Here is a 23,663-nt window from a genome sequence, read left to right as displayed (position 1 = left end):
GGTCACTGACCGCCTACGATCACTGACCGCAACGACACCCCTTGGACTCATTCATCTAGGTGAAAACCGCGGTGAAAGCCAGGCTTGCGGGGGCTGCGCGCCCCCGCCGAACCTGCGGTGTGCCGGCGCCGGGGTCCCCACCCCGCGCCTGAAGGTGTCGCTGTGGTTGTCGCTCCGGCACGTCGGTCACTCGTGCTTTCGCTACGACTCGTAGCGTAATGCCAAGCGGAGCCGGAGGGACCCCTTCAGCCGGTGATCTCCCTCACGACTGCACGGAAACGGCCGGTTATGGTCGTTCCATGCAGACCCGTACCCCGGCAGGCCGCACCGGCCGCCCCCGCAGCGCCAGCGCGGACGCCGCGATCCTGGCGGCCACCCGTCAGGCGCTGGTGGAGCTGGGCTGGTCCAAGCTGACGCTGGGCGACGTGGCGACCCGCGCCGGGGTCGCCAAGACGACCCTCTACCGCCGCTGGTCGGGCAAGAACGAACTGGTCGTCGACGCGGTGGCGGAGCTCTTCGACGAACTGAGCCTGCCCGACCGCGGCTCGCTCGCCGCCGACATCGAGGGCGTGGTGCTCCAGTTCGCCTCGATCCTGGCCCGCCCCGAGGCGCGCAGCGGCCTGATGGCGGTGGTCGCCGAGGCCACCCGCGACGAGGCTCTTCGCGAACGCATCCGGGCGTCCATCGTCGACCGGCAGAAACGGCTTGTTCTCGCCGGGCGGTCCCGCGCGGAGCAGCGCGGCGAACTCCCGCCGTCCACCGATCCCGAGGAGTCGGCCCGCACGGTGGACCTGATCTTCGACATGGTGGCCGGAGCGGTCGTCCACCGCACCCTGGTCAGCGCGGAGCCGGCGGACGAGGCGTGGGTCAGGAGCTTCACCAGGGTGCTGCTGCAGGGCCTGGCGGCGGCGTAGCGACAGCAAAGCCGTCAAAGCGCCCGGAAGTCTCGCGAATCCACCGCCGCCCGGAAGCCCCGCGAATCCACCACCGCCCGGGAGCCCCTCGATCCACCGTCGCCCGGGACCTCGGAAGGACCCGGGCGACCGGTGTTTCAGTGCTCCGGCAGGACTCTCAGAACCTGGCGGTACCCGGCGGTACCCGGCGAGGTCTCAGAACCCGGCGGTACCCGGCGAGGTCTCAGAGCCTGGCGGTACCCGGCGAGGTCTCAGAGCCTGGCGGTACCCGGCGGGGCTTCTCAGAATCCCGCGGGCTCGGTGTACACGCCCCACTCGTCGCGCAGCGCACCGCAGATCTCGCCCAGGGTGGCCTCCGCCCGCACGGCCTCGAGCATCGGCTCGATCATGTTGGCGTCGGACCGGGCGGCCTCGATCATCGCGTCCAGGGCGCCGCGCACCGCCGCCTCGTCGCGGGCGGCCTTGCGCTCCTTCAGCAGGCGCACCTGCTCCCGCTCCACCTCGTGGCTGACCCGGAGGATCTCCAGGTCACCGGTGACGGAGCCGGTGTGCACATTGACGCCGACGACCTTCTTGTCGCCCTTCTCCAGCGCCTGCTGGTAGCGGAAGGCGGACTCGGCGATCTCGCCGGTGAACCACCCGTCCTCGATCCCGCGCAGGATGCCGGAGGTCATCGGTCCGATCGGGTGCTTGCCGTCGGGGTGGGCGCGCAGGCCGCGCTCCTTGATCTGGTCGAAGATCTTCTCCGCGTCCGCCTCGATCCGGTCCGTCAGCTGCTCGACGTACCACGAACCTCCCAGCGGATCCGCGACGTTGGCGACGCCGGTCTCCTCCATCAGCACCTGCTGGGTGCGCAGCGCGATCTCGGCGGCCTGCTCGCTCGGCAGGGCGAGGGTCTCGTCCAGGGCATTGGTGTGCAGGGAGTTGGTGCCGCCGAGCACCGCGGCCAGCGCCTCCACGGCGGTACGCACCACGTTGTTGTAGGGCTGCTGGGCGGTCAGCGAGACACCGGCGGTCTGGGTGTGGAAGCGCAGCCACTGCGCCTTCTCGGTCTTGGCGCCGTAGACGTCCCGCATCCAGCGGGCCCAGATCCGGCGCGCGGCGCGGAACTTGGCGATCTCCTCGAAGAAGTCGACGTGCGCGTCGAAGAAGAACGACAGGCCCGGACCGAACACGTCCACGTCCAGGCCGCGGCTGAGGCCCAGCTCCACGTACCCGAAGCCGTCCGCGAGGGTGTACGCCAGCTCCTGCGCGGCCGTCGCGCCGGCCTCACGGATGTGGTAACCGGAGACGGACAGCGGCTTGTAGGCGGGGATGTGCGCGCTGGTGTACTCCATCAGGTCGCCGATGAGGCGCAGATGGGGCTCCGGCTGGAAGAGCCACTCCTTCTGGGCGATGTACTCCTTGAAGATGTCCGTCTGCAGCGTGCCGTTGAGCACGGAGGCGTCCACGCCCTGGCGCTCGGCGGCCACGAGGTACATGCAGAAGACGGGCACGGCCGGCCCGCTGATCGTCATGGACGTGGTGACGTCCCCGAGCGGGATGTCCTTGAACAGGACCTCCATGTCGGCGGCCGAGTCGATGGCCACGCCGCAGTGGCCGACCTCGCCGAGCGAGCGGGGGTCGTCGGAGTCGCGGCCCATGAGCGTCGGCATGTCGAAGGCGACGGACAGGCCGCCTCCGCCGTTGCCGAGGATCATCTTGTACCGCTCATTGGTCTGCTCGGCGTTCCCGAACCCGGCGAACTGCCGGATGGTCCAGGTCCGCCCCCGGTACCCCGTGGGATACAGCCCGCGCGTGAACGGGAACTCACCCGGCCACCCGATCCGCTCGAACCCCTCGTACCGGTCCCCGGGCCTCGGCCCGTACACCGGCTCCACGGGATCCCCGGAGAGCGTGGTGAAGTCGGCGTCCCGCTTGCGAGCAGCGTCGTACCGGGCCTGCCAACGACGGCGGCCCTCCTCGATGGCGTCAGCGTCCATGCTTCAAATTTACTTGGACGTCCTACTAAATGTCGATGGCTGACCGCCGTGCGCTGCTCCGCACGGCGGTGACCAGCGAAAACGTTAGGCCTTGGCGACCACGGGCGACTCGCCGTCGACGGTCGCCTCCAGTTCGCGGCTGATCCTGCGCTCCACGAAGAATGCGGCCGTCGGGACGGTGCCGGCCAGCAGGACCCAGAGCTGCTTCTTCACCGGCCACTTCGCCTTGGAGCCCAGGTCGAAGGCGAAGATCAGGTACAGCACGTAGAGCCAGCCGTGGGCGATGCTGACCACCTGGGTGAAGTCGGCCGCGCCGTCCATCTTCAGCGCGTACTTGCCGATCATGCCGATCGTCAGGGCGACGAGAAGCACACCGGTGACGTAGGCCATGACGCGGTAGCGGGTCAGCACGCTCTTCTTCATGGAGTCGAGCGTAACCGGCGGTTCCGGGAGATCTTGGACCGGGGCACCGGAACCCGCGGTGACGATCAGCGGACGGCCCCATCGGGCCACAGGACGCGTACCGGAACACCGTTCCGCTTCGCGTATGCGACCACGTCCGCCGTGCCGCCGTAGCCCCGGGCGGGCTTGCCGTCCCACACGGCCAGCAGCTCGTCGGACAGGTCCACGAGGATCTCCGAGCCCGCCATGTGCGCCTCGGACGTCGACTCGCCCATCCCGGTCTCGTGGGTCTCGGACGCCTGCCGCAGCAGGGCGTCGTAGGTGGCGTGGTGCCAGTCCGGAAGGCCGTCCCGGTATCCGGCGGCCGGAATCACCGCCTCGAGACGGCCGCCGCGCTTCACCACGGCCTCGGCGAACCAGGAGTCGGGCCCGTCCGCGAGACACGAGACGCCGACCAGTCCGGCGGGGTCGTAGTCGCCCACCACCTGCTCGAGCATCGCCCGCACCCGCCGCTCCACCCCCGCGTCCAGTCCACGGTGCCCGGTGATCCCCACCCGCATGGCTGTCCTCCTACAGATACGCGCCGTGCAGGCGCTCGTCGAAGTCACGCACCACTTTGGGCGGTGCGCCGGTCGTCAGGGTGCGGCGCAAGGCCCGGGCCCGTTCCACCACACGCCCGGACTTGTACGTCAGCCCCGTGTCGAGCGCCCACCGGGCGAGCGCGAACGCCGGTTCGATCCGACCGCCGGCGAGGTGTCCGGCGGCGATGTCGAGCAGCAGCAGTGCACGCTGCTTCGCATGACCGGTGGCAAGGGCCTCCACGTCGTCCGAGAGCACCCAATCGGCCAGACCCAGCCGTGCTCCGCAGGTCACCCGGCATGCGGCCACCTTCTCCGGATCGAAAGCGAACACCCAGGGCCAGGGCGGAGGGTCCCCGGGCAGCGCCTCGGCCGCCGCACGGCTCGCGGTCAACGCTCGGTCGGTCGAACGGCGGTCGCCGCCGGCGGCATGGGCAAGGGCCTCCACGGACAGCAGCCAGGCCTCCGCGACCGGCGGACACCGGTCCCCCAGCACGCGCCGGGCTCGTCCAGCCAGATTGAGGGCCTCGGTGCCGTTGCCCGCGTGAGCCTCGAATTGGGCCAGACTGCCCGCCTGGTAGGCCACCAGGAGCGGGTCGCCGGAGGCCCGGGCCGCCTTGAGCGCGGATCCGTACCAGGTACGAGCGGACCCGTTGTCACCCATGTCCCAGGCCAGCCATCCGGCGAGGCTCGCGGCCTCACTGCCCACCGCAGCGAGGCGGTGGCGATCGCCTTCCCCCGTCGCCTTGGCGGTGATGCTCTGGATCAGCCGCATGTGCGACTTGACGGCCTCGGAAAGATCACGAGACGGCGTGGAACCGTCGAGTCTGCGATAGGCCGACGTCGAGAGTCTCAGTGCGGCAGCCCGTCCTTCCGAGGGGCCGTCCCTGTGGGGCAGCGCGGTCAGCACCGGCATCGCCGCTGTCGCCGCGACGCCGCCGAGAAATCGTCGTCGATCCACGTCATCATCACCGTTCACATGTCCTGGCGAGCGGCTGTCCGCAAGCCCCACCCACGAGGGCGGAATCCCAAGGTGGGCCGACGCCGCCGCCAGGACTTCCGTGCTGTAAGTGCGGGCGCCTCGCTTCTCCAGCCGTGAGACGGCCGACTGCGAGAGACCGATCGCGCCGCCGAGTTGCGCCTGGGTCATGCGACGGTCCTGCCGGACCAGTTCGATGACCTTGCCGTAGTCCCCCGCCCGGGCTGCCTCCCGGACTGCTTTCGCCTGCCACACAGCGGCACCCCCACGTAACGGCTTCCCTCACGTTAAGAGCCCTCGCGGCACCGGACGTCTGCCCGTACCCGCCATGCGGATATCCGTATGCGGGGGCCGCATGGGTGATGGTCCCACAGCGCAGCGTGACCGTTGACTGACTGTCAGACCAGCAACGAGCCCATGACCAGGGGACGTTCTGGACGCGGCGACCTCCCACCCGGCTCCGGCGGATGGTCGCCGCATGCCCCAGCCGCTCGAGCGTGAGGCCGCGATGCCCTGTATGACCGCGAAACGATCACTCCTCATCGTTCCCCGACTGCACGCCCGTGGTGCGGGACGCCCCGGCTACGACATGCACCTCGCCCGTCAAATCCGGAGCGCAGCGCTCGCTCGCCGGGCGGTACGCACCGTGCTGATGTGCTGGGGGCTCCCGGGTGCTCTCGTGTCGGACGCCGAACTGATCGCCTGCGAATTGGTCACCAACGCAATCCTGCACGCGGACCCCGCCCGAAGAACGCGGCCCGGACACTGCCGTCTGACCCTGGAGCGTCCGGCGCGGCACGCCGTCCGGATCGAGGTCTCCGACGATTCCCCGGCCCTGCCGGCGAAGCGTGAGCCGGGTGGGGACGAGCCCGGTGGCCGCGGCCTGGTTCTCGTGGAGGCCCTCGCCGCCGACTGGGGTGTGACGCTCCGTCCTCCCGGCAAGGTCGTCTGGGCCTTACTGCAGGTCCAGCCGTGAGCGGAGCTCATGCGCGCCCCCGGCCGAGCGGTCCTGGCTCCGCCGTCGCCGTCCTGGCCGTCCTGGGACTGACGCCACCCGTGGTCGTCCTCAGCCCGCACCTCTTTGACTCGCTCCCCGTGCCTGCACCGCCGTCAGGCTTCGACCCCTCACCGGCGGCGGAGCAAGCCGCTTGTCATCACCCGGCACAACCCTCGGAGGGCAATACATGACCGCCTCGACGCCGGATGGCTCGCAAGAAGGACCGCAACCAGGACGACCACGACATGATCACGGTGCCAGGACGTCTGGAGCGTCTCCGCGCGAACTTCGACGAAGTGGCCGCCAACGACCCCACTGCCGTCACCATCGACACGGACGACCGCACCCCCGGCGAACTCGCCGACATCATCACTCGTCACCTGACAGAACCGAGCACATGACCGAATCCCCGAATCTGCAGGACGCGTCTGTCATCGTCGCCGTCGACGATGACAGACGCGTCGCCGTCCTCAGCTCCGCCAGCGCCGGGCATGGCGAGCTGTTCCTCCCCGGAGGCCGGCGAGACCCTGGTGAAGAACCCGAGCAGTGCGCCCGTCGTGAACTTCGGGAGGAGGCCGGTGTCACCGCTGCGCGGTGGCGTCACCTCGGGACATACGCCATCACCCTTGGCAGCTCCGCCCGGGTCTCCCTCTACCTCGCCGAGGACCTCACCCTGGGGCACCAGGAGCTCCATGAGACGGAAGAGGACTTCAAGCTCTCCTGGTGGCCGCTGGACGAGGCGGTGACTGCGGCTACCAAGGGGCGCTTCCTGCTCCCCGCCGGACCTCTGGCGCTCCTGCTGGCCGAGCGGTTGATCAAAAAGAGCGAACTCGCGGGCAGCGCCCGATGACGCTACTCCTCCTTGAAGTCCCCCGCAGCCATGCGGAGGGGGCGGAGGATGGCGAAGAGTTCGGCGCATTCCTCGGCGTCGTAGACGCTGAGGCCGAAGTCCATGGCCATCAGGTCGCGCGTGGCGGACTCGACGACCTCGCGGCCCTTGTCGGTGATGGAGGCGAGGGTGCCCCGGCCGTCGTTGGGGTTGGGGCGCTTGGCGACCAGGCCGGAGCGGACCAGGCGGTCCACCGTGTTGGTGACCGAGGTGGGGTGCACCATCAGGCGCTCACCGATCTTGGACATCGGCAGCTCGCCGGACTTGGAGAAGGTCAGCAGCACCAGCGCCTCGTAGCGCGCGAAGGTCAGCCCGTACGGCTTGACCACCGCGTCGACCTCGGCCAGCAGGATCTGGTGCGCGCGCATGATCGACGTGATCGCCGCCATGGACGGCACATTGCCCCAGCGCTGCTTCCAGAGCTCGTCGGCGCGGGCGATGGGATCGAACGAGAGACTGAGCGGCTTCGGCACGGCACCGACCTTACCGGCCGGTCATATGCTGGTCAGCCCTGTCTCGCCTATCGGTCGGCGAGACGGTTCGCCGTGGACAAGACGGTTCGCCATGAACTGGACGGCCGTCAGCGCAGGACGTAGCTCCCCGCCCCCAGAACCGTGCGCAGGCGGCCCTCCTCCCGGAGGGCGACAACGGCCTTCTGGACCGTCGACTGCGTCACGCCGTACTCCGCTGCCAGCGTGACCGTGCCGGGGAAGCGCTCACCGGGCTTCCACTCACCTGCATCCAGACGGCGACGGAGGTCGGCGGCCACCTGGGGCCAGACGGGAACGGAGCGATCAAGTTCCATGTCCCAAGCGTCCGCGGGAATGCGGATACGAGCTACCGCGTAATCGCGTAACCGCGTAAGGTTGCCTCAGAAAAGGACCCCGGCGACCGCGGCGAACGGTCCCGGGGCGTGGCCGACGCTACGAGGGAGCGACGACATGCACGACACTACCCAGCTGCGACGCCTGCCTTGGCAAGAGGGCGATCGACCCGCCTTCGTCTCACCGGGCGATGGAATCGTCAGCCGACTGGCAGACGCTTTCGAGGCCGAACTGATCGAGACCGCACGATCGGACGCCCGGCGGGCACGGAGTCTGGCCGACGACGCCGGGGCGACACCACCGGAGCTGAGGACCGCTCTGCGCTTCGTCGCGCACTCCGCCGAGGACGCCATCCTGGTCGCGGTCCTGCGGGGAGAGCGGCTGGGACTGAACAGTCCTGAGCCGTCAGCCGGCGCACAGACAGGCGGGCCCGGCCGGTAGCGCGGGCGAGGGGCGTACGAACGAGGCCCAGGGACCCTGGTCACCGGGGCCTCTGGGCCTCGGTGATCACCCCCGCACCCGGCTACTCGGCCAGATGCCGTTCGACCGTCTCCACCTTGGAGGTCAGGCCGTCCGTCACGCCGGGGCGGATGTCCGCCTTGAGGACCAGCGAGACGCGGGGCGCACGTGCCTCCACCGCGGCCACCGCGCGCCGGACGACGTCCATCACTTCGTCCCACTCGCCCTCGATCGAGGTGAACATCGCGTCGGTGCGGTTGGGCAGACCGGACTCGCGGACCACGCGCACGGCGTCGGCGACGTACTCCCCCACGTCCTCACCGACGCCGAGCGGCGTCACCGAGAAGGCGACGATCACGCGTTCACCACACCTTCCTTGCGGGCGCGGGAGGCGATCACCGCGTCCTCGGCCTCACGGCGCAGCCTGCGGTCGGCGAAGAAGCCGCCGGCGGGCAGCACCGCCATCACGAAGTAGTAGGCGGCGGTCTTCAGCGGCCACTTGGTGCGGTTCCAGGCGTCCGCCCAGAAGAGCACGTACAGCGTGAAGAGCAGACCGTGGACCGCGCCCATCACCGGGACCGCGTTGAACTCCGTGGTCCGCTTCAGCACCGAGCAGACGAGCAGCAGCAGGAAGGACACGGCCTCCGGCGCGGAGACGAGGCGCAGCCGGCGGAGAGCGGTGGCGGTTTTGATGTCCACGGATCACCTTCGGGGGAGAGGCAGAAAGCGACTGTTCTTGTGAATGTACGCACAAGCGCTTGCGCCATTGTGGCAAACCGCGTTCCTGGGGGTTCGCTCAGGGTCCGTCTCCCCCTTCAGGCCCTGTTCGGCCGGGCAAACCGGCGGCTACCGTGCCATCCGTGGCGATGTTCCGACTTCAGAGCAGCAAGGTGCTCGCCGTCGACATGACCGGAGATGCCGTGAAGGCGAAGAACGGCTCGATGGTCGCGTACGACGGCGAGATGGCGTTCAAGAAGCTCACCGGGGGCGGTGAGGGCATCCGGGGCATGGTGACCCGCCGGCTGACCGGCGAGCAGATGACCCTGATGGAGGTGAAGGGACACGGCACCTGCTTCTTCGCCGACCGGGCCAGCGAGATCAACCTGATCACGCTGCAGGGCGACAAGCTGTATGTGGAGTCCAGCAATCTGCTGGCCACCGACGGCGGCCTGCGCACCGGCACCACCTTCACCGGCCTGCGCGGCGCCTCCCAGGGCAACGGCCTGTTCACCACGACGGTCGAGGGTCACGGGCAGGTGGCGGTGATGTCCGACGGCCCGGCGGTGGTGCTCCGGGTCAGCCCGCAGTACCCGCTCTCCGTCGACCCCGGCGCCTATGTCGCGCACCAGGGGAACCTGCGCCAGTCCTTCCAGTCGGGTGTGACCTTCCGCACCCTGATCGGCGAGGGCGGCGGCGAGGCCTTCCAGATCCGCTTCGAGGGCGACGGACTCGTCTATGTCCAGCCCAGTGAGCGCAACACCATCGCGGGGGACGTCTGACATGGGCTTCCGGGAGATCAACTCGAAGATGATCGAGGCGACCGTGGCGCCCGGTCAGCGGCTGTTCAGCCAGCGCGGCGCGATGCTCGCCTACAAGGGGGAGGTCAGCTTCACCCCCAACACCATGGGCGGCCAGGGCGGCGTGATGTCGATGATCGGCCGGCGCGTGGCGAACGAGGACACGCCCCTGATGACGGTCGAGGGCAACGGCACCGTCCTGTTCGGGCACGGCGGCCACCACATCCAGGTGATCGACCTCTCCGGCGACACCCTCTACGTGGAGGCGGACCGCCTGCTGGCCTTCGAGGGCACCCTGCAGCAGAGCACGGTCTTCCTGGGCTCCCAGGGCGGGGTGATGGGCATGGTGCGGGGCCAGGTCTCCGGGCAGGGCCTGTTCACCACCAGCCTCACGGGGCACGGCGCGGTCGCCGTGATGGCGCACGGCGGCGTGATCGAGCTCCCGATCACCCCGGGCCGCCCGGTCCATGTGGACCCGCAGGCCTATGTCGCCCACCACGGCGACGTCCGCAACAAGCTGTCCACGGCACTCGGCTGGCGGGACATGGTGGGCCGCGGCTCGGGCGAGGCGTTCCAATTGGAGCTGAGCGGCAGCGGAGCGGTGTACGTCCAGGCCTCGGAGGAGAAGCTGTGAGCACCTATCAGACGACCCCGGGCGCCGGCCCCGCCGTGTACGACCCGATGACCCTGCCGTCCGACGACAACGTGAACCCGTACACCTTCTGCGTGGAGCTCAAGGGGAACCAGTGGTTCCTGCAGAAGGGGAAGATGATCGCCTACTACGGCTCGATCGAGTTCAACGGCATCGGGCACGGCCGACTCGACCGACTTGTCCGAACCTCGTTCCATTCGCCACTGCACGCGAGCGACTGGGTGGTGGCCGGGGGCTCGGGCAAGATGCTCCTCGCCGACCGGGCCTTCGACGTGAATTCGTACGACCTGGATGAGGGCAACCTGACCATTCGCTCGGGCAACTTGCTCGCTTTTCAGCCAAGTCTGTCACTGAAGCAGTCGATCGTTCCCGGCTTTCTCACCCTCATCGGAACCGGAAAGTTCGTGGCCGCGTCAAACGGTCCGGTGGTGTTCATGGAACCCCCGGTCCGGGTCGACCCCCAGGCCCTGGTCGGATGGGCCGACTGCCCCTCGCCGTGCCACCACTACGACCATGGGTACATGACCGGCGTAATGGGCGGTCTACGTGCACTGACGGGCCTCGGCGGGGTCTCCGGCGAGGAGCATCAGCTCGAGTTCGTGGGGGCGGGCACGGTGCTGATGCAGTCGTCGGAGACGCTGATGCCGGAGCAGGACACGGGGGCCACTCCGCAGCAGGCGGGAGTCCCGGGCGCCGGGATGTCCGGCGGTCACGGGCAGGGCCCGGGCACACCGCGCCTTCCCGGACAGCTGGGCGACCTCCAGCGTCGCTTCGGGCTGTGAGCGGTAGTCTGCGGAGTGTGACATCGAACGCGTGCACGCCGTCTACGTCACACGCCACCCCTCACTAGTTCGCTTTTCAACTTCTTAGGTAGACTTCATTCATGGAGACCGAGACGGCCACCCGCTGGCTGACCGATGCGGAGCAGTGCGCCTGGCGCACCCACCTGGAGGTCAACAAGTTGTTGACGTACCAGCTCGAGAAAGACCTGCAGCCGTTCGGCCTGACAATGAACGACTACGAGATCCTGGTGAACCTCTCCGAGACGGATGACCACCGGATGCGGATGAGCGACCTCGCGTCCGCCACCCTGCAGTCCAAGAGCCGCCTCTCCCACCAGATCACCCGGATGGAGAACGCCGGCCTGGTCCGGCGGGAGAACTGCGAGTCCGACCGCCGGGGCCTGTACGCCGTGCTCACCGACTACGGCATGGAGACCATGCAGAAGGTCGCACCGCACCACGTGGCATCCGTGCGCCGGCACTTCATCGACCTGCTGTCGCCGGACGCCCTGATGGAACTCGACAAGGCGCTCAAACCGATCGCGGAGCACTTGCGGGGGCAGCGCGGACGCCCCTGACGCGGGGCACACGCGGGGGGCTGCGCACCGCGCCCTCACCCAATCCGGACTCACGGAACGACGGACCGGCCCCACGAGGCGGCCCGACCGGTCGGCCGGTCAGTTGCCGCGTCGGCCATCGGCCATCGCGTCAGTGTCGGCCATCGTGTCAGGTGTCGCGCCCGTCGTCGCCCACCACCGGCAGGCGGAGCTCGAACAGGGCTCCGCCGGCCGGGGCGTCGCCGACCGTGAGCGTCCCGCCGTGCCGCACGGCGACATCCCGGGCGATGGCCAGGCCCAGACCCGCGCCGCCGTCGTCGCGGCTGCGGGCCGCGTCCAGCCGCACGAACCGCTCGAAGATCCGCTCCCGGTCGGCCTCCGGGACGCCCTCGCCGTCGTCGGCGACGCCCAGCACCGCCCAGCCGCCCTCGCGGCGGACGGTGACCGTGACCGTCTCCCGGGCGTGCCGCTGGGCGTTGTCGAGGAGGTTGGCCAGCAATCGCCCCAATTGCCCCCGCGATCCGGCCACTTCGACCGGCTCCGCGTCCACGACCACCCCGGTGCGCCCGGCGGACTCCTCCCGGGCCAGCGCCGCCAGGTCCACGGGGGTGCCGGCCGGCTTCTCCCCCGCGTCCAGGCGGGCGAGCAGCAGCAGGTCGGCGGCGAGCTGCTGGAGCCGCACGGTGTCGTGCACGGCGCCGTCGAGGTCCAGCAGCCCGGGGTGGGCGGCGGCCACCTCAAGCTGGGTGCGCAGGGAGGCGATGGGGCTGCGCAGCTCGTGCGAGGCGTCCGCGACGAACCGCCGCTGGCGCTCCACCGACGCCTCCAGCGCGGCCAGTGTCTCGTTGGTGGTGCGGGCCAGCCGGGCGATCTCGTCGTGCGTGGCCGGTTCCGGCACCCTGCGGGCGAGATCCTCGGAGGCGGTGATCGCGGCCATCTCCCGGCGGATGCCCTCCACCGGGCGCAGCGCCCGCCCGGTGACCAGCCAGGTCACCCCGGCGACGACGGCCAGCAGCACGGGGAAGCCGATCAGCATCCCGGTCAGTGCGGTGTTCACCGCGCTGCGCTCGGCGGACAGTGCGGCACCGGCGTACACGGTGAGGCGGCCCCGGTCCTTCGTCTCCACCTCGACCTCGGCGAAGCGGTAGTCCGCCGTGTCGCCGTCGAGCGTGGCGGACCCGTTGGTGAAGTCCGTCTCCGGGGCGATCTCGCCCGGCTCGAGGCGTTCACGGTGATCGTCGTCGTCGCCGTCACCGCCCTCGTCGGAGCTGTCGGAGTCGTCCGAGCCGCCGTCCCCCCGGTCTTCCCGGTCTTCCCGGTCTTCCCGGTCTTCCCGGTCTTCCCGGTCTTCCCGGTCTTCCCGGTCTTCCCGGTCGTCGTTGCGCTCCGTCGCGGACGGCGCCGGGGTGACGTCCGCGTTCCCCGTACCGCTGATCCGCTCCAGGTCCTCGGTGGCCGCGACCAGCCGCCCGTCGTCGTCCACGACCTGCACCGGGCCGTCGTCGCCGTCCAGCCCGGACAGGTCCTTGTACGGCGTACCGGCGGCCAGTTCGGAGGCGACGGCACGGGCGGAGCGCTCCGCCCGCGTGCCCGCCTCGCCGATCAGGTTGGAGCGCAGCGAGAGCAGGACGGCGGTGCCGGCGGCGAGCAGCGCCACGGCGACCACCAGGGTCGCGGCGACGGTCGCCCGGGCACGCACCGAGCCGAACAGCCGCCTCATCACGCCGGCTCCGTCTCTTCCGGGGCCTCCAGGCGGTAACCGGCGCCGCGCACGGTGCGGATCAGCGCGGAACGGAGCTTGCGGCGCAGGGCGCTGATGTACACCTCGACGATGTTCGGGTCGCCCTCGTAGGCGAAGTCCCAGACGTGCTCCAGGATCTCCGCCTTGGACACCACCTCGCCGGCGCGCAGCACCAGGTACTCCAGGACGGAGAACTCCTTGGCGGTGAGCGCGACTTCACTCGAGCCGAGGAAGACCCGCCGGGCGGCCGTGTCCACCTTCAGATCGCCGTGCACATGGACCGGGGAGGCCCCGGCGACCTGGGCGTGACGGCGCAGCAGCGCCTTGACCCGGGCGACCAGGACGACATACGAGAACGGCTTGGTCAGGTAGTCGTCCGCGCCGGTGTCCAGGCCCTCGGCCTCGTCGTATTCGCCGTCCTTCGCGGTGAGCATCAGGATCGGCACGTCGTGCCCGGCGGCGCGCAGGGCGGCGCAGACGCGGTAGCCGTTCAGGCCGGGGAGCATGATGTCGAGGATCACCAGGTCGTACGTCCCCTCGGTGGCCTGGTGCAGGCCCTCTCGGCCGTCGTGGACGACGTCCACGAGGTAGCCCTCGGCGGCGAGGCCCTTGGCGAGCGAGACGGCGAGGCGCTTCTCGTCCTCGACGATCAGCAGCCGGCAGGGGCGGCGCGGGGCGCCTCCGGCGGGGCGGTGGTGGGACACGGGCGGGCGCATGCCACCAGGGTGGCAAAGGGAACCTGAAGTTCCCTTCAGGTGGCTTCAGCTTCCTCTCAGGGTCGTTCGGCGACATTGGCGGTGTCGGAATCGCAGTGACTCGGGAGGAGTCGGCATGAAGCGCAACATCGTGATCGCCGTGGTGACGGGCGCGGCACTGGTGGGCGGCGGCACGGCCACCGCACTCGCGGTGTCGGGGGACGACGACGCGCCCGCGACCAGGACGCAGGCGCAGACGCAGACACAGAATCTGGCGCAGGCTCAGCAGGAAGCCGATGACGACGACACGGACCGCGACGACCGCGACGAGCCGAACGACGATCGAGACGACCGGGACGACCGCGACGAGCCGAACGACGACCGGGATAACCGGAGGGACCGGGATGACCGGGACGACCGGGACGACCGGGACGACCGGGACGAAGCAAACGACGACCGAGACGAATCCGGAGCCGCCGGCTCCGGGAACGTGACCGCGGCCGAGGCGATCGCCGCCGCGCTGAAGCACACCCCGGGCACGGCCGTCTCCGCGGAGCTGGACGACCACGGGGACGACGGCGGCAGGGCCGTATGGGAGGTCGACGTCCTGGACAAGGGCGACACCTGGTACAGCGTGTGGATCGACCCGAGCAGCGGAAAGGTGCTGGGCTCCCACCAGGACGACGAGGACGACGCCGCCGAGGTCCGCGCCGCGCTGAAGGGCGCCTCGGTCACGGCCGAGGAGGCGGCGAAGGCCGCGTCGGCCAAGGGCACCGTCACGTCGGTGGAACTGGACGACGACAACGACAAGGGCTGGGAAATCGAGACGAACGGCTCCGCCGAGTGGAAGGTCGGCCTCAACAGCACCGCCGTCACCCCTGACCGGGACGACTCGACCGACGACGACTGATCCCGCCCCCGCCGCCCCTTCCCATCCCCGACCCCGGGGGCTACCGCCCCCGGACCCCGTCACCGGCCCTAACGGGCCTCGTCCTCAAACGCCGGACGGGCTGATTTTGCTCACCCGTGCCACTTCACAATTGACCGAGTCAGGCGACGAGCACGCGAGCCCGGCCCCCAGGCCAGCGCCTATAGCCAACCGATTGGGGCGGCGGGCGGGCAAGGCCCGGAGGTTCGGGGGCGCAGCCCCGGGACGGGCACTGTCAGCCAACCGAGCGCCCGGCAAGCGCGCGAGCCCGGCCCCCCAGGGCCGGCGCTTTCGGCCGACCGAGTCGGGCGGCGGGCAGGCACAGGCCGGGGGTCCGGAGGCGGAGCCCCCCGAGGCGGGCGCTGTCAGCCAACCGCGTCGGGCGGCGGGCAGGCACAGGCCGGGGGTCCGGAGGCGGAGCCCCCGGTTTGGGTGCGGTGAGAGGGGGTCAGTTTTCGGTCAGGCTTTGGACGAGTTCGTCCGCCGCGCGGTAGGGGTCCAGCTCGCCGGAGACGATGCGCTCGGCGAGGGCACCCAGGCGGCGGTCGCCGTGGAGGTCTCCGATGCGCTCCCGCAGAGCGGTCACGGCGATCGTCTCGACCTCGCGCGCGGCACGCGCCCTGCGCCGCTCCGCGAGAACGCCCCGCTCCTCCATCCACGCCCGGTGCTTGTCGAGCGCCTCGACGACCTCGTCGACGCCCTCCCCCTTCGCCGCGACCGTCTTCACGATCGGCGGACGCCAGTCGCCGGGCTTGCGGGCCTCGCCGAGGCCCAGCATGTGGTTCAGCTCCCGCGCCGTCGCGTCCGCCCCGTCCCGGTCGGCCTTGTTGACGACGTACACGTCACCGATCTCCAGGATTCCGGCCTTGGCCGCCTGGATCCCGTCGCCCATCCCCGGCGCCAGCAGCACCACCGACGTGTCGGCCTGGGAGGCGATCTCCACCTCCGACTGTCCGACGCCGACCGTCTCGACCAGGATCACGTCGCAGCCGGCCGCGTCCAGCACCCGGATCGCCTGGGGTGCCGCCCAGGCGAGCCCGCCCAGGTGGCCCCGGGTGGCCATGGAGCGGATGTAGACACCGGGGTCGGAGGCGTGCTCCGACATCCGGACCCGGTCACCGAGCAGGGCCCCGCCGGAGAAGGGCGAGGAAGGGTCGACGGCCAGGACGCCGACCCGCTTCCCCTGTTTGCGGTAGGCGGTGACCAGCGCCGAGGTGGACGTCGACTTGCCCACCCCGGGAGAGCCGGTCAGACCGACCACGTACGCGTTGCCGGTCAGCGGCGCCAGCGCCGCCATGACCTCCCTGAGCTGCGGGGACGCCCCCTCCACCAGGGAGATCAGCCGGGCCACGGCCCGGGGCCTGCCCTCCCTGGCCTGGGCCACCAGAGTGGAGACGTCCTGCATCACAGCTCCGTTCACGAGAGTCGACCAGCAAACAACGAGGCGGGGCTCAGGCCTTCGGCACCCGCACGATCAGCGCGTCGCCCTGACCGCCGCCACCGCACAGCGCCGCCGCACCGACACCGCCGCCGCGCCGCTTCAGCTCCAGCGCCAGGTGCAGCACCAGCCGCGCACCGGACATGCCGATGGGGTGGCCGAGGGCAATCGCACCACCGTTGACGTTCACCTTTTCGGTGGACACGCCGAGGTCCTTCATCGACTGCACGGCGACCGCGGCGAACGCCTCGTTGATCTCGATGAGGTCCAGGTCGGAGACCTCCAGGCCCTCCTTCTTCAGCGCGTGCCGGATCGCGTTGGACGGCTGCGACTGGAGCGAGTTGTCGGGGCCGGCCACATTGCCGTGGGCGCCGATCTCGGCGATCCACTCCAGGCCCAGCTCCTGCGCCTTGGCCTTGCTCATCACGACCACGGCCGCCGCACCGTCCGAGATCTGCGAGCTGGAGCCTGCGGTGATGGTGCCGTCCTTGGCGAAGGCGGGGCGCAGCTTGCCGAGGGACTCGACGGTGGTGTCGCCGCGGATGCCCTCGTCCTTGCTGAACAGCACCGGGTCGCCCTTGCGCTGCGGGATCTCCACCGGGGTGATCTCGGCCTCGAAGACGCCGTTCTTCTGGGCGGCGGCGGCCCGCTGGTGGGACAGCGCGGCGATCTCGTCCTGCTCGGCGCGGCCGATGCCGAGGCGGGCGTTGTGCTTCTCGGTGGACTCGCCCATGGCGATGCCCTCGAAGGAGTCGGTCAGACCGTCGTGCGCCATGGCGTCGAGCATCTGCACCGCGCCGTACTTGAAGCCCTCGCGGGACTTCGGCAGCAGGTGCGGGGCGTTGGTCATGGACTCCTGGCCGCCGGCGACGATCACGTCGAACTCGCCCGCGCGGATCAGCTGGTCGGCCAGCGCGATGGCGTCGAGGCCGGAGAGGCAGACCTTGTTGATGGTGAGCGCCGGCACGTTCATCGGGATGCCGGCCTTGACGGCGGCCTGGCGGGCCGGGATCTGCCCCGCCCCGGCCTGGAGCACCTGCCCCATGATCACGTACTGGACCTGGTCGCCACCGATCCCCGCACGGTCGAGGGCGGCCTTGATCGCGAAGCCGCCGAGGTCGGCTCCGGAGAAGGACTTCAGCGAACCGAGCAGCCGCCCCATCGGGGTGCGGGCGCCCGCGACGATGACGGACGTCGTACCGTTCGCTGCGGAAGTCGTTGCGGAAGATGCAGAAGACATGAGCTGCGATCCCCTTACCGGCCTGCACAGCCGAGGAGTGAACGAGGGTTTACTTCGAATGTACTGACGCTGTGCGGACCGCGTCATCGGCCCTTCGGTGTGATCGCGCGCACGTTGCGTAACCACGCCGGGGGCGCTGCACTGAATCCATGCTGACGCGAATCGACCACATCGGGATCGCCTGTTTCGACCTGGACAAGACCGTCGAGTTCTACCGGTCGACCTACGGCTTCGAGGTCTTCCACACCGAGGTCAACGAGGAGCAGGGCGTGCGCGAGGCCATGCTCAAGATCAACGAGACCTCGGACGGCGGCGCCTCCTACCTGCAGCTGCTTGAGCCGACCCGGAAGGACTCCACCGTCGCCAAGTGGCTCGCCAAGAACGGCGAGGGCGTGCACCACATCGCCTTCGGTACGGCGGATGTCGACTCCGACGCAGCCGCCATCAAGGACAAGGGCGTACGCGTTCTGTACGAAGAGCCCCGGCGCGGCTCCATGGGGTCACGCATCACCTTCCTGCACCCCAAGGACTGCCACGGCGTACTGACCGAACTGGTCACTTCGGCGCCCGTTGAACCGTCCGAGCACTGACCCACGTACATATGGGCCGGTAGGGTTGGGTGCGGTCGCCGCTCGATCCAGGGTGACCAGGTCCTGCCGTCACGGGTGGCAGGACCACCGGGGTCCGGTTTCGGGGGGCGAGCGCCGGGGCAGCAGCCCATGCTCAGCCGTTGATCTGACACCATTCCCCGGGGGCCCCGTTCGGCGGATGGACGGGAGCCCGGCCAGACTTGCGACCAGGGGACGGATGGGACCGCGCAGTGCGGGGCTACGAGAGCCAGGAGCGAGAGCCGGCGGCTGACGTCGACCACCTCTCTCGGTTCGAAGCCGAGATGAAGCGGCTGAAGACCGAGCGGGAGAAGGCGATCCAGCACGCCGAAGACCTCGGCTACCAGGTCGAGGTGCTGCGCGCCAAGCTGCACGAGGCGCGCCGCACCATCATGTCCCGGCCCGCCTACGACGGCGGCGACATCGGTTACCAGGCCGAGCAGTTGCTGCGGAACGCGCAGCTGCAGGCCGATCAGCTGCGGGCCGAGGCCGAGCGGGAGCTGAGCCAGGCCCGCGCCCAGACGCAGCGCATCCTCCAGGAGCACGCGGAGCAGGCGGCGCGGCTCCAGGCCGAGCTGCACCAGGAGGCGGTGACCCGGCGCCAGCAGCTCGACCAGGAGCTGGCGGAGCGCCGGCAGACGGTCGAGACGCACGTCAACGAGAACGTGGCGTGGGCGGAGCAGCTGCGTGCCCGCACCGAGCAGCAGGCCCGCCGGCTGCTCGAGGAGTCCCGCGCGGAGGCCGAGCAGGCGATGGCCGCGGCGCGTGCCGAGGCCGAGCGGCTGACCGCCGAGGCCCGCCAGCGGCTGCAGAGCGAGGCCGAGGCGGCCCGTGCGGAGGCGGAGCAGATTCTGCGGCGGGCCCGGGCGGACGCCGAGCGGCTGCTGAACGCCGCCTCCACGCAGGCGCAGGAGGCCACCGACCACGCCGAACAGCTGCGCACCTCCACGGTCACCGAGTCGGAGGCCGCGCGCCGCCAGGCGATGGAGATGAGCAAGGCCGCCGAGCAGCGCATGGCCGAGGCGGAGGCGGCGCTGCGCGAGGCGCGGGCCGAGGCGGAGAAGGTGCTCGCCGAGGCGAAGGAGACCGCCGCCAAGGCGATCGCCTCCGCGGAGGCCGCCAACGAGACCCGTACGCGCACCGCCAAGGAGCAGGTGGCGCGGCTGGTCGAGGAGGCCACGAAGGAGGCCGAGCAGACCAAGGCCGAGGCCGAGCAGGTCATCGCCGACGCCCGCGCGGAGGCCGAGAAGATCGTCGCCGAGGCGTCGGAGAAGGCCCGGACGCTCACCGCCGAGGAGACCGCGACCCAGCTGTCGCAGGCCGCGCGGACCGCCGAGGACGTGCTCAACAAGGCGTCCGAGGAGGCCAAGCAGACCACCAAGGCGGCCGCCGAGGAGGCCGAGCGGATCCGCCGCGAGGCGGAGGCCGAGGCGGACCGGCTGCGCGCGGAGGCGCACGACATCGCCGAGCAGCTCAAGGGCGCGGCGAAGGACGACACCAAGGAGTACCGCGCCAAGACGGTCGAGCTGCAGGAGGAGGCCCGCCGGCTGCGCGGCGAGGCCGAGCAGCTGCGCGCCGAGGCGGTCGCCGAGGGCGAGAAGATCCGCGCGGAGGCCCGCAAGGAGGCCGTGGCGCAGATCGAGGAGGCGGCGAAGTCCGCCGAGGAGCTGCTGGCCAAGGCGAAGGCGGACGCGGACGAGCTGCGCTCCACCGCGCAGACCGACAGCGAGAAGGTCCGCACCGAGGCGATCGAGCGGGCCACCACGCTGCGCCGGCAGGCCGAGGAGACACTGCAGCGCACCCGCAAGGAGGCCGAGCGGCACCGCGAGGAGGCGGTGGAGCAGGCCGAGGCGCTCATGGCGGACGCCGAGCGGGCGGCGCGGGAGCTGCGCGAGGAGGCGGAGCGTGCCGCCGAGGCCCGGCGTGCGGAGGCCGCCGACGAGCTGACGCGTCTGCACCGGGAGGCCGACGAGCGGCTGGCCGCCGCCGAGCAGGCGCTGAGCGAGGCCCGCGAGGAGGCGGCCCGGATCCGCCAGGAGGCCGCCGAGGAGACCGAGCGGCTGCGTGCCGAGGCCGCGGAGCGGATCCGCACCCTGCAGCAGCAGGCGGAGGCGGAGGCCGAGCGGCTGCGCACCGAGGCGGCCGCGGACGCGTCGGCGTCCCGCGCGGAGGGCGAGGCCGTCGCGGTGCGGCTGCGCTCGGAGGCCGCGACGGAGGCGGAGCGGCTGAAGGCGGAGGCGCAGGAGACCGCGGACCGGGTGCGCGCCGAGGCGCAGGCCGCCGCCGAGCGGCTGGGCACCGAGGCGTCGGAGACGCTGGCCGCCGCGCAGGAGGAGGCCGCCCGGCGCCGCCGCGAGGCGGAGGAGCTGCTGGGCGCGGCCCGGCAGGAGGCGGACCAGGAGCGCGAGCAGGCCCGCGAGCAGAGCGAGGAGCTGCTGGCCGCGGCGCGCAAGCGGGTCGACGAGGCGCAGGCCGAGGCCGTGCGGCTGGTGGAGGAGGCCGACCGGCGGGCCACCGAGATGGTGTCGGCTGCCGAGCAGCACGCGGCGCAGGTGCGCGAGTCGGTGGCCGGGCTGCACGAGCAGGCCCAGGAGGAGATCACCGGGCTGCGCAGCGCCGCCGAGCACGCGGCGGAGCGCACCCGCCGGGAGGCCGAGGAGGAGGCGGACCGGGTCCGCGCCGACGCCTACGCGGAGCGGGAGCGGGCGAGCGAGGACGCGAGCCGGCTGCGCGCCGAGGCCCGGGAGGAGACCGAGGCCGCCAAGACGCTCGCCGACCGCACGGTGTCGGAGGCGATCACCGAGGCCGACCGGATCCGCTCGGAGGCGAACGAGTACGCCCAGCGGGTGCGCACGGAGGCGTCGGAGGCGGTCGCGGAGGCCGAGCAGAGCGCGGCGCGCACCCGTGCGGAGGCCCGCGAGGACGCCAACCGGATCCGTTCGGAGGCGGCGACGCAGGCGGACACGCTGGTCACCGAGGCGCGCAAGGAGGCGGAGCGGCTCACCGCGGAGACGGTCGCGGAGGCGGACCGGCTGCGGGCGGAGTCGGTGGCCAAGGCGGAGAAGCTGATCTCGGACGCCACCAGCGACGCGGAGCGGCTGCGGGCCGAGGCGGCGGAGGCGGTCGGTTCGGCGCAGCAGCACGCGGAGCGGGTGCGCGAGGAGGCCGACCGGGTGAAGGCGGAGGCCGAGGCGGAGGCGGAGCGCCTGGTGGCGTCCGCCCGCGAGGAGGCCGAGCGCACCCTGGACGAGGCGCGCAAGGACGCCAACAAGCGGCGCAGCGAGGCGGCCGAGCAGGTCGACAAGCTCATCACGGAGACCACGGCCGAGGCGGACAAGCTGCTCGCGGAGGCGCAGCAGCAGGCGCTGAAGACCACCGCGGACGCGGAGTCGCAGGCGGACACCATGGTGGGCGCGGCCCGCAGCGAGGCCGAGCGGATCGTCTCCGAGGCGACCGTGGAGGGCAACTCGCTGGTGGAGAAGGCCCGTGCGGACGCGGATGAGCTGCTGGTCGGCGCGCGCCGGGACGCCACGCAGATCCGGCAGCGCGCCGAGGAGCTGCGGGACCGCATCACCAGCGAGATCGAGGAACTGCACGAGCGGGCCCGCCGGGAGGCGGCCGAGACGATGAAGTCGACCGGTGACCGCTGCGACGCGCTGATCAAGGCGGCCGAGGAGCAGCTGGCCAAGGCCGAGGCGAAGGCGAAGGAGATCGTCTCCGAGGCCAACTCGGAGGCCGGCAAGGTGCGTATCGCCGCCGTCAAGAAGGCCGAGGGCCTGCTGAAGGAGGCCGAGCAGAAGAAGGCGGCGCTCATCAAGGAGGCCGAGGAGCTGAAGGCCGAGGCGGTCCGCGAGGCGCGGCGCACGGTCGAGGAGGGCAAGCGCGAGCTGGAGGTGCTGGTGCGGCGCCGTGAGGACATCAATGCCGAGATCTCGCGGGTGCAGGACGTCCTGGAGGCCCTGGAGTCCTTCGAGGCTCCGGCGAGTTCGAAGGAGAACGGGGTCAAGGCGGGAGCGTCGGTGGGCGCACCCCGCTCGGGTGGCAAGTCCTCCGAGAGCTAGGGACCGTTGGGCGGCCGGTCCCCGGGCCCTCGGGACCCGTTGGGCGGCCGGTCCCCGGGCGGCCCTCGGGACCCGTTGGGCGGCCGGTCCCCGGGTGGCCGGGATCCGTCGGGCGCCCCGTCACCGGACGGCAGGGGCCTTCCGGCCGCTCGGCCCGCGCGGCGGCGCTCCGATGGCGCACGGTCCGCCCTCGCATCGGGCCACGGGGTCGGGTCACACGGGCGGAGGAGACAGGCCCGGCGAAACGGGTGAAATCACCCCGACTCAGGGGGCTTTGACCAAGGCTTTGGCAAGTGGTCCGGCGGTCAGCCACTCAAAAGGGGTGTCATTCTCCGTATCAAACGTGCATCCGCTCGATGACACACCGCTTCGGCCCCTAGGATTCCACCTATCACCTCACCGGTCTCATTCGACAGGAACCCCATGAGCGACACTTCCCCCTACGGCTTCGAGCTTGTGCGGCGTGGGTACGACCGCGCTCAGGTGGACGAACGTATCTCCAAGCTCGTCTCCGACCGTGACAGTGCACTCGCCCGCATCAGCGCCCTGGAAAAGCGGATCGAGGAGCTCCACCTCGAGACGCAGAACGCCCAGGCACAGATCAACGACGCCGAGCCGTCGTACGCCGGCCTCGGCGCCCGGGTCGAGAAGATCCTGCGGCTCGCCGAGGAAGAGGCGAAGGACCTGCGCGAGGAGGCCCGGCGCGCGGCCGAGCAGCACCGCGAGCTCGCCGAGTCGGCGGCCCAGCAGGTGCGCAACGACGCCGAGGCCTACGCGGCGGAGCGCAAGGCCAAGGCCGAGGACGAGGGCGCCCGGATCATCGAGAAGGCCAAGAGCGAGGCCGCCCAGCTGCGTGCCGAGGCGCAGAAGGACGCGCAGTCCAAGCGCGAGGAGGCGGACGCCCTCTTCGAGGAGACCCGCGCCAAGGCCGCGCAGGCCGCCGCCGACTTCGAGACGAACCTCGCCAAGCGCCGCGAGCAGTCCGAGCGCGACCTGGCCTCCCGTCAGGCGAAGGCCGAGAAGCGCCTCGCGGAGATCGAGCACCGCGCCGAGCAGCTGCGTCTGGAGGCGGAGAAGCTGCGCACCGACGCCGAGCGCCGTGCCCGCCAGACGGTGGAGACCGCGCAGCGCCAGGCCGAGGACATCGTGGCGGACGCCAACGCCAAGGCCGACCGGATCCGTTCGGAGTCCGAGCGCGAGCTGGCCGCCCTGACCAACCGCCGCGACTCCATCAACGCCCAGCTGACGAACGTCCGCGAGATGCTCGCCACGCTGACCGGTGCCGCGGTGGCCGCGACCGGTACGCCCGCCGAGGAGGAGCCGGTCTCCCGCGGGGTCCCGGCCCAGCAGTCCCGGTAACGTCCTCGGGGACATCGGCCGCACAGTGTGAAGCCCTCTGCCACTGAGGTGGCAGAGGGCT

At 71.1% G+C, this 23,663-nt stretch carries 25 protein-coding genes; 13 read left to right on the top strand and 12 right to left on the bottom strand.

The genetic code is table 11. From position 1 onward, the window contains the following. Positions 1-299 precede the first annotated feature (299 nt). Positions 300-914 carry a TetR/AcrR family transcriptional regulator gene (locus tag ABD207_RS05780; RefSeq protein ID WP_344010538.1) on the top strand — a complete coding sequence of 205 codons (615 nt, stop codon included), beginning with the start codon at positions 300-302 and terminating at the stop codon, positions 912-914. A gap of 281 nt (positions 915-1,195) precedes the next feature. Here ABD207_RS05780 and icmA read toward each other — a convergent pair whose 3' ends face one another. The 4 genes from icmA to ABD207_RS05760 all read right to left on the bottom strand — a co-directional run bounded on the left by icmA (position 1,196) and on the right by ABD207_RS05760 (position 5,110). After that, positions 1,196-2,896 carry a coenzyme B12-dependent isobutyryl-CoA mutase large subunit gene (gene icmA / locus ABD207_RS05775; RefSeq protein WP_344010536.1) on the bottom strand — a complete coding sequence of 567 codons (1,701 nt, stop codon included), beginning with the start codon at positions 2,894-2,896 and terminating at the stop codon, positions 1,196-1,198. 84 nt (positions 2,897-2,980) lie between these two features. Further along, positions 2,981-3,319, bottom strand: a complete 339-nt coding sequence (locus ABD207_RS05770) for a DUF3817 domain-containing protein (RefSeq protein WP_344010534.1) — start codon at positions 3,317-3,319, stop codon at positions 2,981-2,983. 65 nt (positions 3,320-3,384) lie between these two features. Next, complete coding sequence (locus tag ABD207_RS05765; RefSeq protein ID WP_344010532.1) at positions 3,385-3,858, bottom strand: hypothetical protein; 474 nt, start codon at positions 3,856-3,858, stop codon at positions 3,385-3,387. 10 nt (positions 3,859-3,868) lie between these two features. Beyond that, positions 3,869-5,110 (bottom strand): helix-turn-helix domain-containing protein, encoded by a 1,242-nt coding sequence (locus tag ABD207_RS05760; protein ID WP_344010530.1) that lies wholly within the window; start codon positions 5,108-5,110, stop codon positions 3,869-3,871. A gap of 223 nt (positions 5,111-5,333) precedes the next feature. Between ABD207_RS05760 and ABD207_RS05755 the strand changes: the two genes are divergently transcribed. The 3 genes from ABD207_RS05755 to ABD207_RS05745 all read left to right on the top strand — a co-directional run bounded on the left by ABD207_RS05755 (position 5,334) and on the right by ABD207_RS05745 (position 6,702). Beyond that, positions 5,334-5,831 carry an ATP-binding protein gene (locus ABD207_RS05755; protein WP_344010529.1) on the top strand — a complete coding sequence of 166 codons (498 nt, stop codon included), beginning with the start codon at positions 5,334-5,336 and terminating at the stop codon, positions 5,829-5,831. A 227-nt stretch (positions 5,832-6,058) separates the two neighbouring features. Next, complete coding sequence (locus tag ABD207_RS05750) at positions 6,059-6,253, top strand: hypothetical protein (RefSeq protein WP_344010527.1); 195 nt, start codon at positions 6,059-6,061, stop codon at positions 6,251-6,253. Continuing rightward, positions 6,250-6,702: an NUDIX hydrolase gene (locus ABD207_RS05745; protein WP_344010524.1), complete on the top strand. Its 453-nt coding sequence runs from the start codon at positions 6,250-6,252 to the stop codon at positions 6,700-6,702. The genes ABD207_RS05750 and ABD207_RS05745 overlap by 4 nt, the downstream gene beginning before the upstream one ends. A gap of 2 nt (positions 6,703-6,704) precedes the next feature. On the opposite strand, the gene ABD207_RS05740 is transcribed toward ABD207_RS05745, so the two are convergent. Both ABD207_RS05740 and ABD207_RS05735 read right to left on the bottom strand, forming a co-directional pair. Then, positions 6,705-7,214 carry a MarR family winged helix-turn-helix transcriptional regulator gene (locus tag ABD207_RS05740; protein ID WP_344010521.1) on the bottom strand — a complete coding sequence of 170 codons (510 nt, stop codon included), beginning with the start codon at positions 7,212-7,214 and terminating at the stop codon, positions 6,705-6,707. Positions 7,215-7,321: 107 nt separating this feature from the next. Continuing rightward, the gene (locus tag ABD207_RS05735; RefSeq protein WP_344010519.1) at positions 7,322-7,546 is read right to left on the bottom strand and encodes a GntR family transcriptional regulator; all 225 of its coding nucleotides are present in this window, start codon (positions 7,544-7,546) and stop codon (positions 7,322-7,324) included. 136 nt (positions 7,547-7,682) lie between these two features. On the opposite strand from ABD207_RS05735, the gene ABD207_RS05730 reads away from it, so the two are divergent. Further along, on the top strand, positions 7,683-8,006 hold the full coding sequence (locus tag ABD207_RS05730) for a sulfatase (protein ID WP_344010517.1): 324 nt from the start codon (positions 7,683-7,685) through the stop codon (positions 8,004-8,006). Positions 8,007-8,088: 82 nt separating this feature from the next. Here the strand turns inward: ABD207_RS05730 and ABD207_RS05725 are convergent, their stop codons facing one another. Beyond that, a complete protein-coding gene (locus ABD207_RS05725; protein WP_189739141.1) occupies positions 8,089-8,382 on the bottom strand; it encodes an MTH1187 family thiamine-binding protein in 294 nt (97 codons plus the stop codon). Continuing rightward, positions 8,379-8,723, bottom strand: a complete 345-nt coding sequence (locus tag ABD207_RS05720; RefSeq protein WP_344010514.1) for a DUF3817 domain-containing protein — start codon at positions 8,721-8,723, stop codon at positions 8,379-8,381. The genes ABD207_RS05725 and ABD207_RS05720 overlap by 4 nt, the downstream gene beginning before the upstream one ends. Before the next feature lie 167 nt (positions 8,724-8,890). On the opposite strand from ABD207_RS05720, the gene ABD207_RS05715 reads away from it, so the two are divergent. The 4 genes from ABD207_RS05715 (at position 8,891) to ABD207_RS05700 (ending at position 11,553) form a co-directional block, all read left to right on the top strand. After that, the gene (locus ABD207_RS05715; RefSeq protein WP_344010551.1) at positions 8,891-9,523 is read left to right on the top strand and encodes an AIM24 family protein; all 633 of its coding nucleotides are present in this window, start codon (positions 8,891-8,893) and stop codon (positions 9,521-9,523) included. A gap of 1 nt (position 9,524) precedes the next feature. Next, positions 9,525-10,175, top strand: coding sequence for an AIM24 family protein (locus ABD207_RS05710; protein WP_344010512.1), 651 nt, complete (start codon positions 9,525-9,527; stop codon positions 10,173-10,175). After that, positions 10,172-10,975 carry an AIM24 family protein gene (locus ABD207_RS05705; RefSeq protein ID WP_344010510.1) on the top strand — a complete coding sequence of 268 codons (804 nt, stop codon included), beginning with the start codon at positions 10,172-10,174 and terminating at the stop codon, positions 10,973-10,975. The genes ABD207_RS05710 and ABD207_RS05705 overlap by 4 nt, the downstream gene beginning before the upstream one ends. Before the next feature lie 101 nt (positions 10,976-11,076). After that, a complete protein-coding gene (locus ABD207_RS05700; RefSeq protein WP_167997629.1) occupies positions 11,077-11,553 on the top strand; it encodes a MarR family winged helix-turn-helix transcriptional regulator in 477 nt (158 codons plus the stop codon). Between the two features lie 148 nt (positions 11,554-11,701). Here ABD207_RS05700 and ABD207_RS05695 read toward each other — a convergent pair whose 3' ends face one another. After that, positions 11,702-13,252 carry a sensor histidine kinase gene (locus ABD207_RS05695; protein WP_344010507.1) on the bottom strand — a complete coding sequence of 517 codons (1,551 nt, stop codon included), beginning with the start codon at positions 13,250-13,252 and terminating at the stop codon, positions 11,702-11,704. Continuing rightward, the gene (locus tag ABD207_RS05690; RefSeq protein WP_344010505.1) at positions 13,252-13,989 is read right to left on the bottom strand and encodes a response regulator transcription factor; all 738 of its coding nucleotides are present in this window, start codon (positions 13,987-13,989) and stop codon (positions 13,252-13,254) included. The genes ABD207_RS05695 and ABD207_RS05690 overlap by 1 nt, the downstream gene beginning before the upstream one ends. 115 nt (positions 13,990-14,104) lie before the next feature. Here ABD207_RS05690 and ABD207_RS05685 point away from each other — a divergent pair, with 115 nt between their 5' ends. Further along, positions 14,105-14,878 (top strand): PepSY domain-containing protein, encoded by a 774-nt coding sequence (locus ABD207_RS05685; protein ID WP_344010503.1) that lies wholly within the window; start codon positions 14,105-14,107, stop codon positions 14,876-14,878. Between the two features lie 466 nt (positions 14,879-15,344). Here ABD207_RS05685 and meaB read toward each other — a convergent pair whose 3' ends face one another. Further along, complete coding sequence (gene meaB / locus ABD207_RS05680) at positions 15,345-16,301, bottom strand: methylmalonyl Co-A mutase-associated GTPase MeaB (protein ID WP_344010501.1); 957 nt, start codon at positions 16,299-16,301, stop codon at positions 15,345-15,347. 46 nt (positions 16,302-16,347) lie between these two features. Next, the gene (locus ABD207_RS05675; protein ID WP_344000703.1) at positions 16,348-17,574 is read right to left on the bottom strand and encodes an acetyl-CoA C-acetyltransferase; all 1,227 of its coding nucleotides are present in this window, start codon (positions 17,572-17,574) and stop codon (positions 16,348-16,350) included. Positions 17,575-17,723: 149 nt separating this feature from the next. Between ABD207_RS05675 and mce the strand changes: the two genes are divergently transcribed. The 3 genes from mce (at position 17,724) to ABD207_RS05660 (ending at position 23,602) form a co-directional block, all read left to right on the top strand. Next, on the top strand, positions 17,724-18,164 hold the full coding sequence (gene mce / locus ABD207_RS05670) for a methylmalonyl-CoA epimerase (protein ID WP_344010499.1): 441 nt from the start codon (positions 17,724-17,726) through the stop codon (positions 18,162-18,164). 230 nt (positions 18,165-18,394) lie between these two features. Next, positions 18,395-22,243 (top strand): polarized growth protein Scy, encoded by a 3,849-nt coding sequence (gene scy / locus ABD207_RS05665; protein ID WP_344010498.1) that lies wholly within the window; start codon positions 18,395-18,397, stop codon positions 22,241-22,243. A 423-nt stretch (positions 22,244-22,666) separates the two neighbouring features. Then, entirely contained in the window at positions 22,667-23,602 is a 936-nt protein-coding gene (locus ABD207_RS05660) for a coiled-coil domain-containing protein (protein ID WP_167997637.1), read from the top strand. The last annotated feature ends 61 nt before the right edge of the window (positions 23,603-23,663 follow it).

This window comes from Streptomyces thermospinosisporus (genome assembly GCF_039526425.1).
Taxonomy (GTDB): Bacteria; Actinomycetota; Actinomycetes; order Streptomycetales; family Streptomycetaceae; genus Streptomyces; species Streptomyces thermocarboxydovorans.
The sequence above is the reverse complement of the archived record's forward strand: the minus strand, read 5'-3'. Positions and strand labels throughout refer to the sequence as shown.

Coding starts and splice junctions, on each gene's coding strand:
- ABD207_RS05780 (WP_344010538.1), top strand. CDS start 300: ATGCAGACCCGTACCCCGGCAGGCCGCACCGGCCGCCCCCGCAGCGCC.
- icmA (WP_344010536.1), bottom strand. CDS start 2,896: ATGGACGCTGACGCCATCGAGGAGGGCCGCCGTCGTTGGCAGGCCCGG.
- ABD207_RS05770 (WP_344010534.1), bottom strand. CDS start 3,319: ATGAAGAAGAGCGTGCTGACCCGCTACCGCGTCATGGCCTACGTCACC.
- ABD207_RS05765 (WP_344010532.1), bottom strand. CDS start 3,858: ATGCGGGTGGGGATCACCGGGCACCGTGGACTGGACGCGGGGGTGGAG.
- ABD207_RS05755 (WP_344010529.1), top strand. CDS start 5,334: ATGCCCCAGCCGCTCGAGCGTGAGGCCGCGATGCCCTGTATGACCGCG.
- ABD207_RS05750 (WP_344010527.1), top strand. CDS start 6,059: ATGGCTCGCAAGAAGGACCGCAACCAGGACGACCACGACATGATCACG.
- ABD207_RS05745 (WP_344010524.1), top strand. CDS start 6,250: ATGACCGAATCCCCGAATCTGCAGGACGCGTCTGTCATCGTCGCCGTC.
- ABD207_RS05735 (WP_344010519.1), bottom strand. CDS start 7,546: ATGGAACTTGATCGCTCCGTTCCCGTCTGGCCCCAGGTGGCCGCCGAC.
- ABD207_RS05730 (WP_344010517.1), top strand. CDS start 7,683: ATGCACGACACTACCCAGCTGCGACGCCTGCCTTGGCAAGAGGGCGAT.
- ABD207_RS05715 (WP_344010551.1), top strand. CDS start 8,891: ATGTTCCGACTTCAGAGCAGCAAGGTGCTCGCCGTCGACATGACCGGA.
- ABD207_RS05710 (WP_344010512.1), top strand. CDS start 9,525: ATGGGCTTCCGGGAGATCAACTCGAAGATGATCGAGGCGACCGTGGCG.
- ABD207_RS05700 (WP_167997629.1), top strand. CDS start 11,077: ATGGAGACCGAGACGGCCACCCGCTGGCTGACCGATGCGGAGCAGTGC.
- ABD207_RS05695 (WP_344010507.1), bottom strand. CDS start 13,252: ATGAGGCGGCTGTTCGGCTCGGTGCGTGCCCGGGCGACCGTCGCCGCG.
- ABD207_RS05690 (WP_344010505.1), bottom strand. CDS start 13,989: ATGCGCCCGCCCGTGTCCCACCACCGCCCCGCCGGAGGCGCCCCGCGC.
- ABD207_RS05685 (WP_344010503.1), top strand. CDS start 14,105: ATGAAGCGCAACATCGTGATCGCCGTGGTGACGGGCGCGGCACTGGTG.
- meaB (WP_344010501.1), bottom strand. CDS start 16,301: ATGCAGGACGTCTCCACTCTGGTGGCCCAGGCCAGGGAGGGCAGGCCC.
- ABD207_RS05675 (WP_344000703.1), bottom strand. CDS start 17,574: ATGTCTTCTGCATCTTCCGCAACGACTTCCGCAGCGAACGGTACGACG.
- mce (WP_344010499.1), top strand. CDS start 17,724: ATGCTGACGCGAATCGACCACATCGGGATCGCCTGTTTCGACCTGGAC.
- ABD207_RS05660 (WP_167997637.1), top strand. CDS start 22,667: ATGAGCGACACTTCCCCCTACGGCTTCGAGCTTGTGCGGCGTGGGTAC.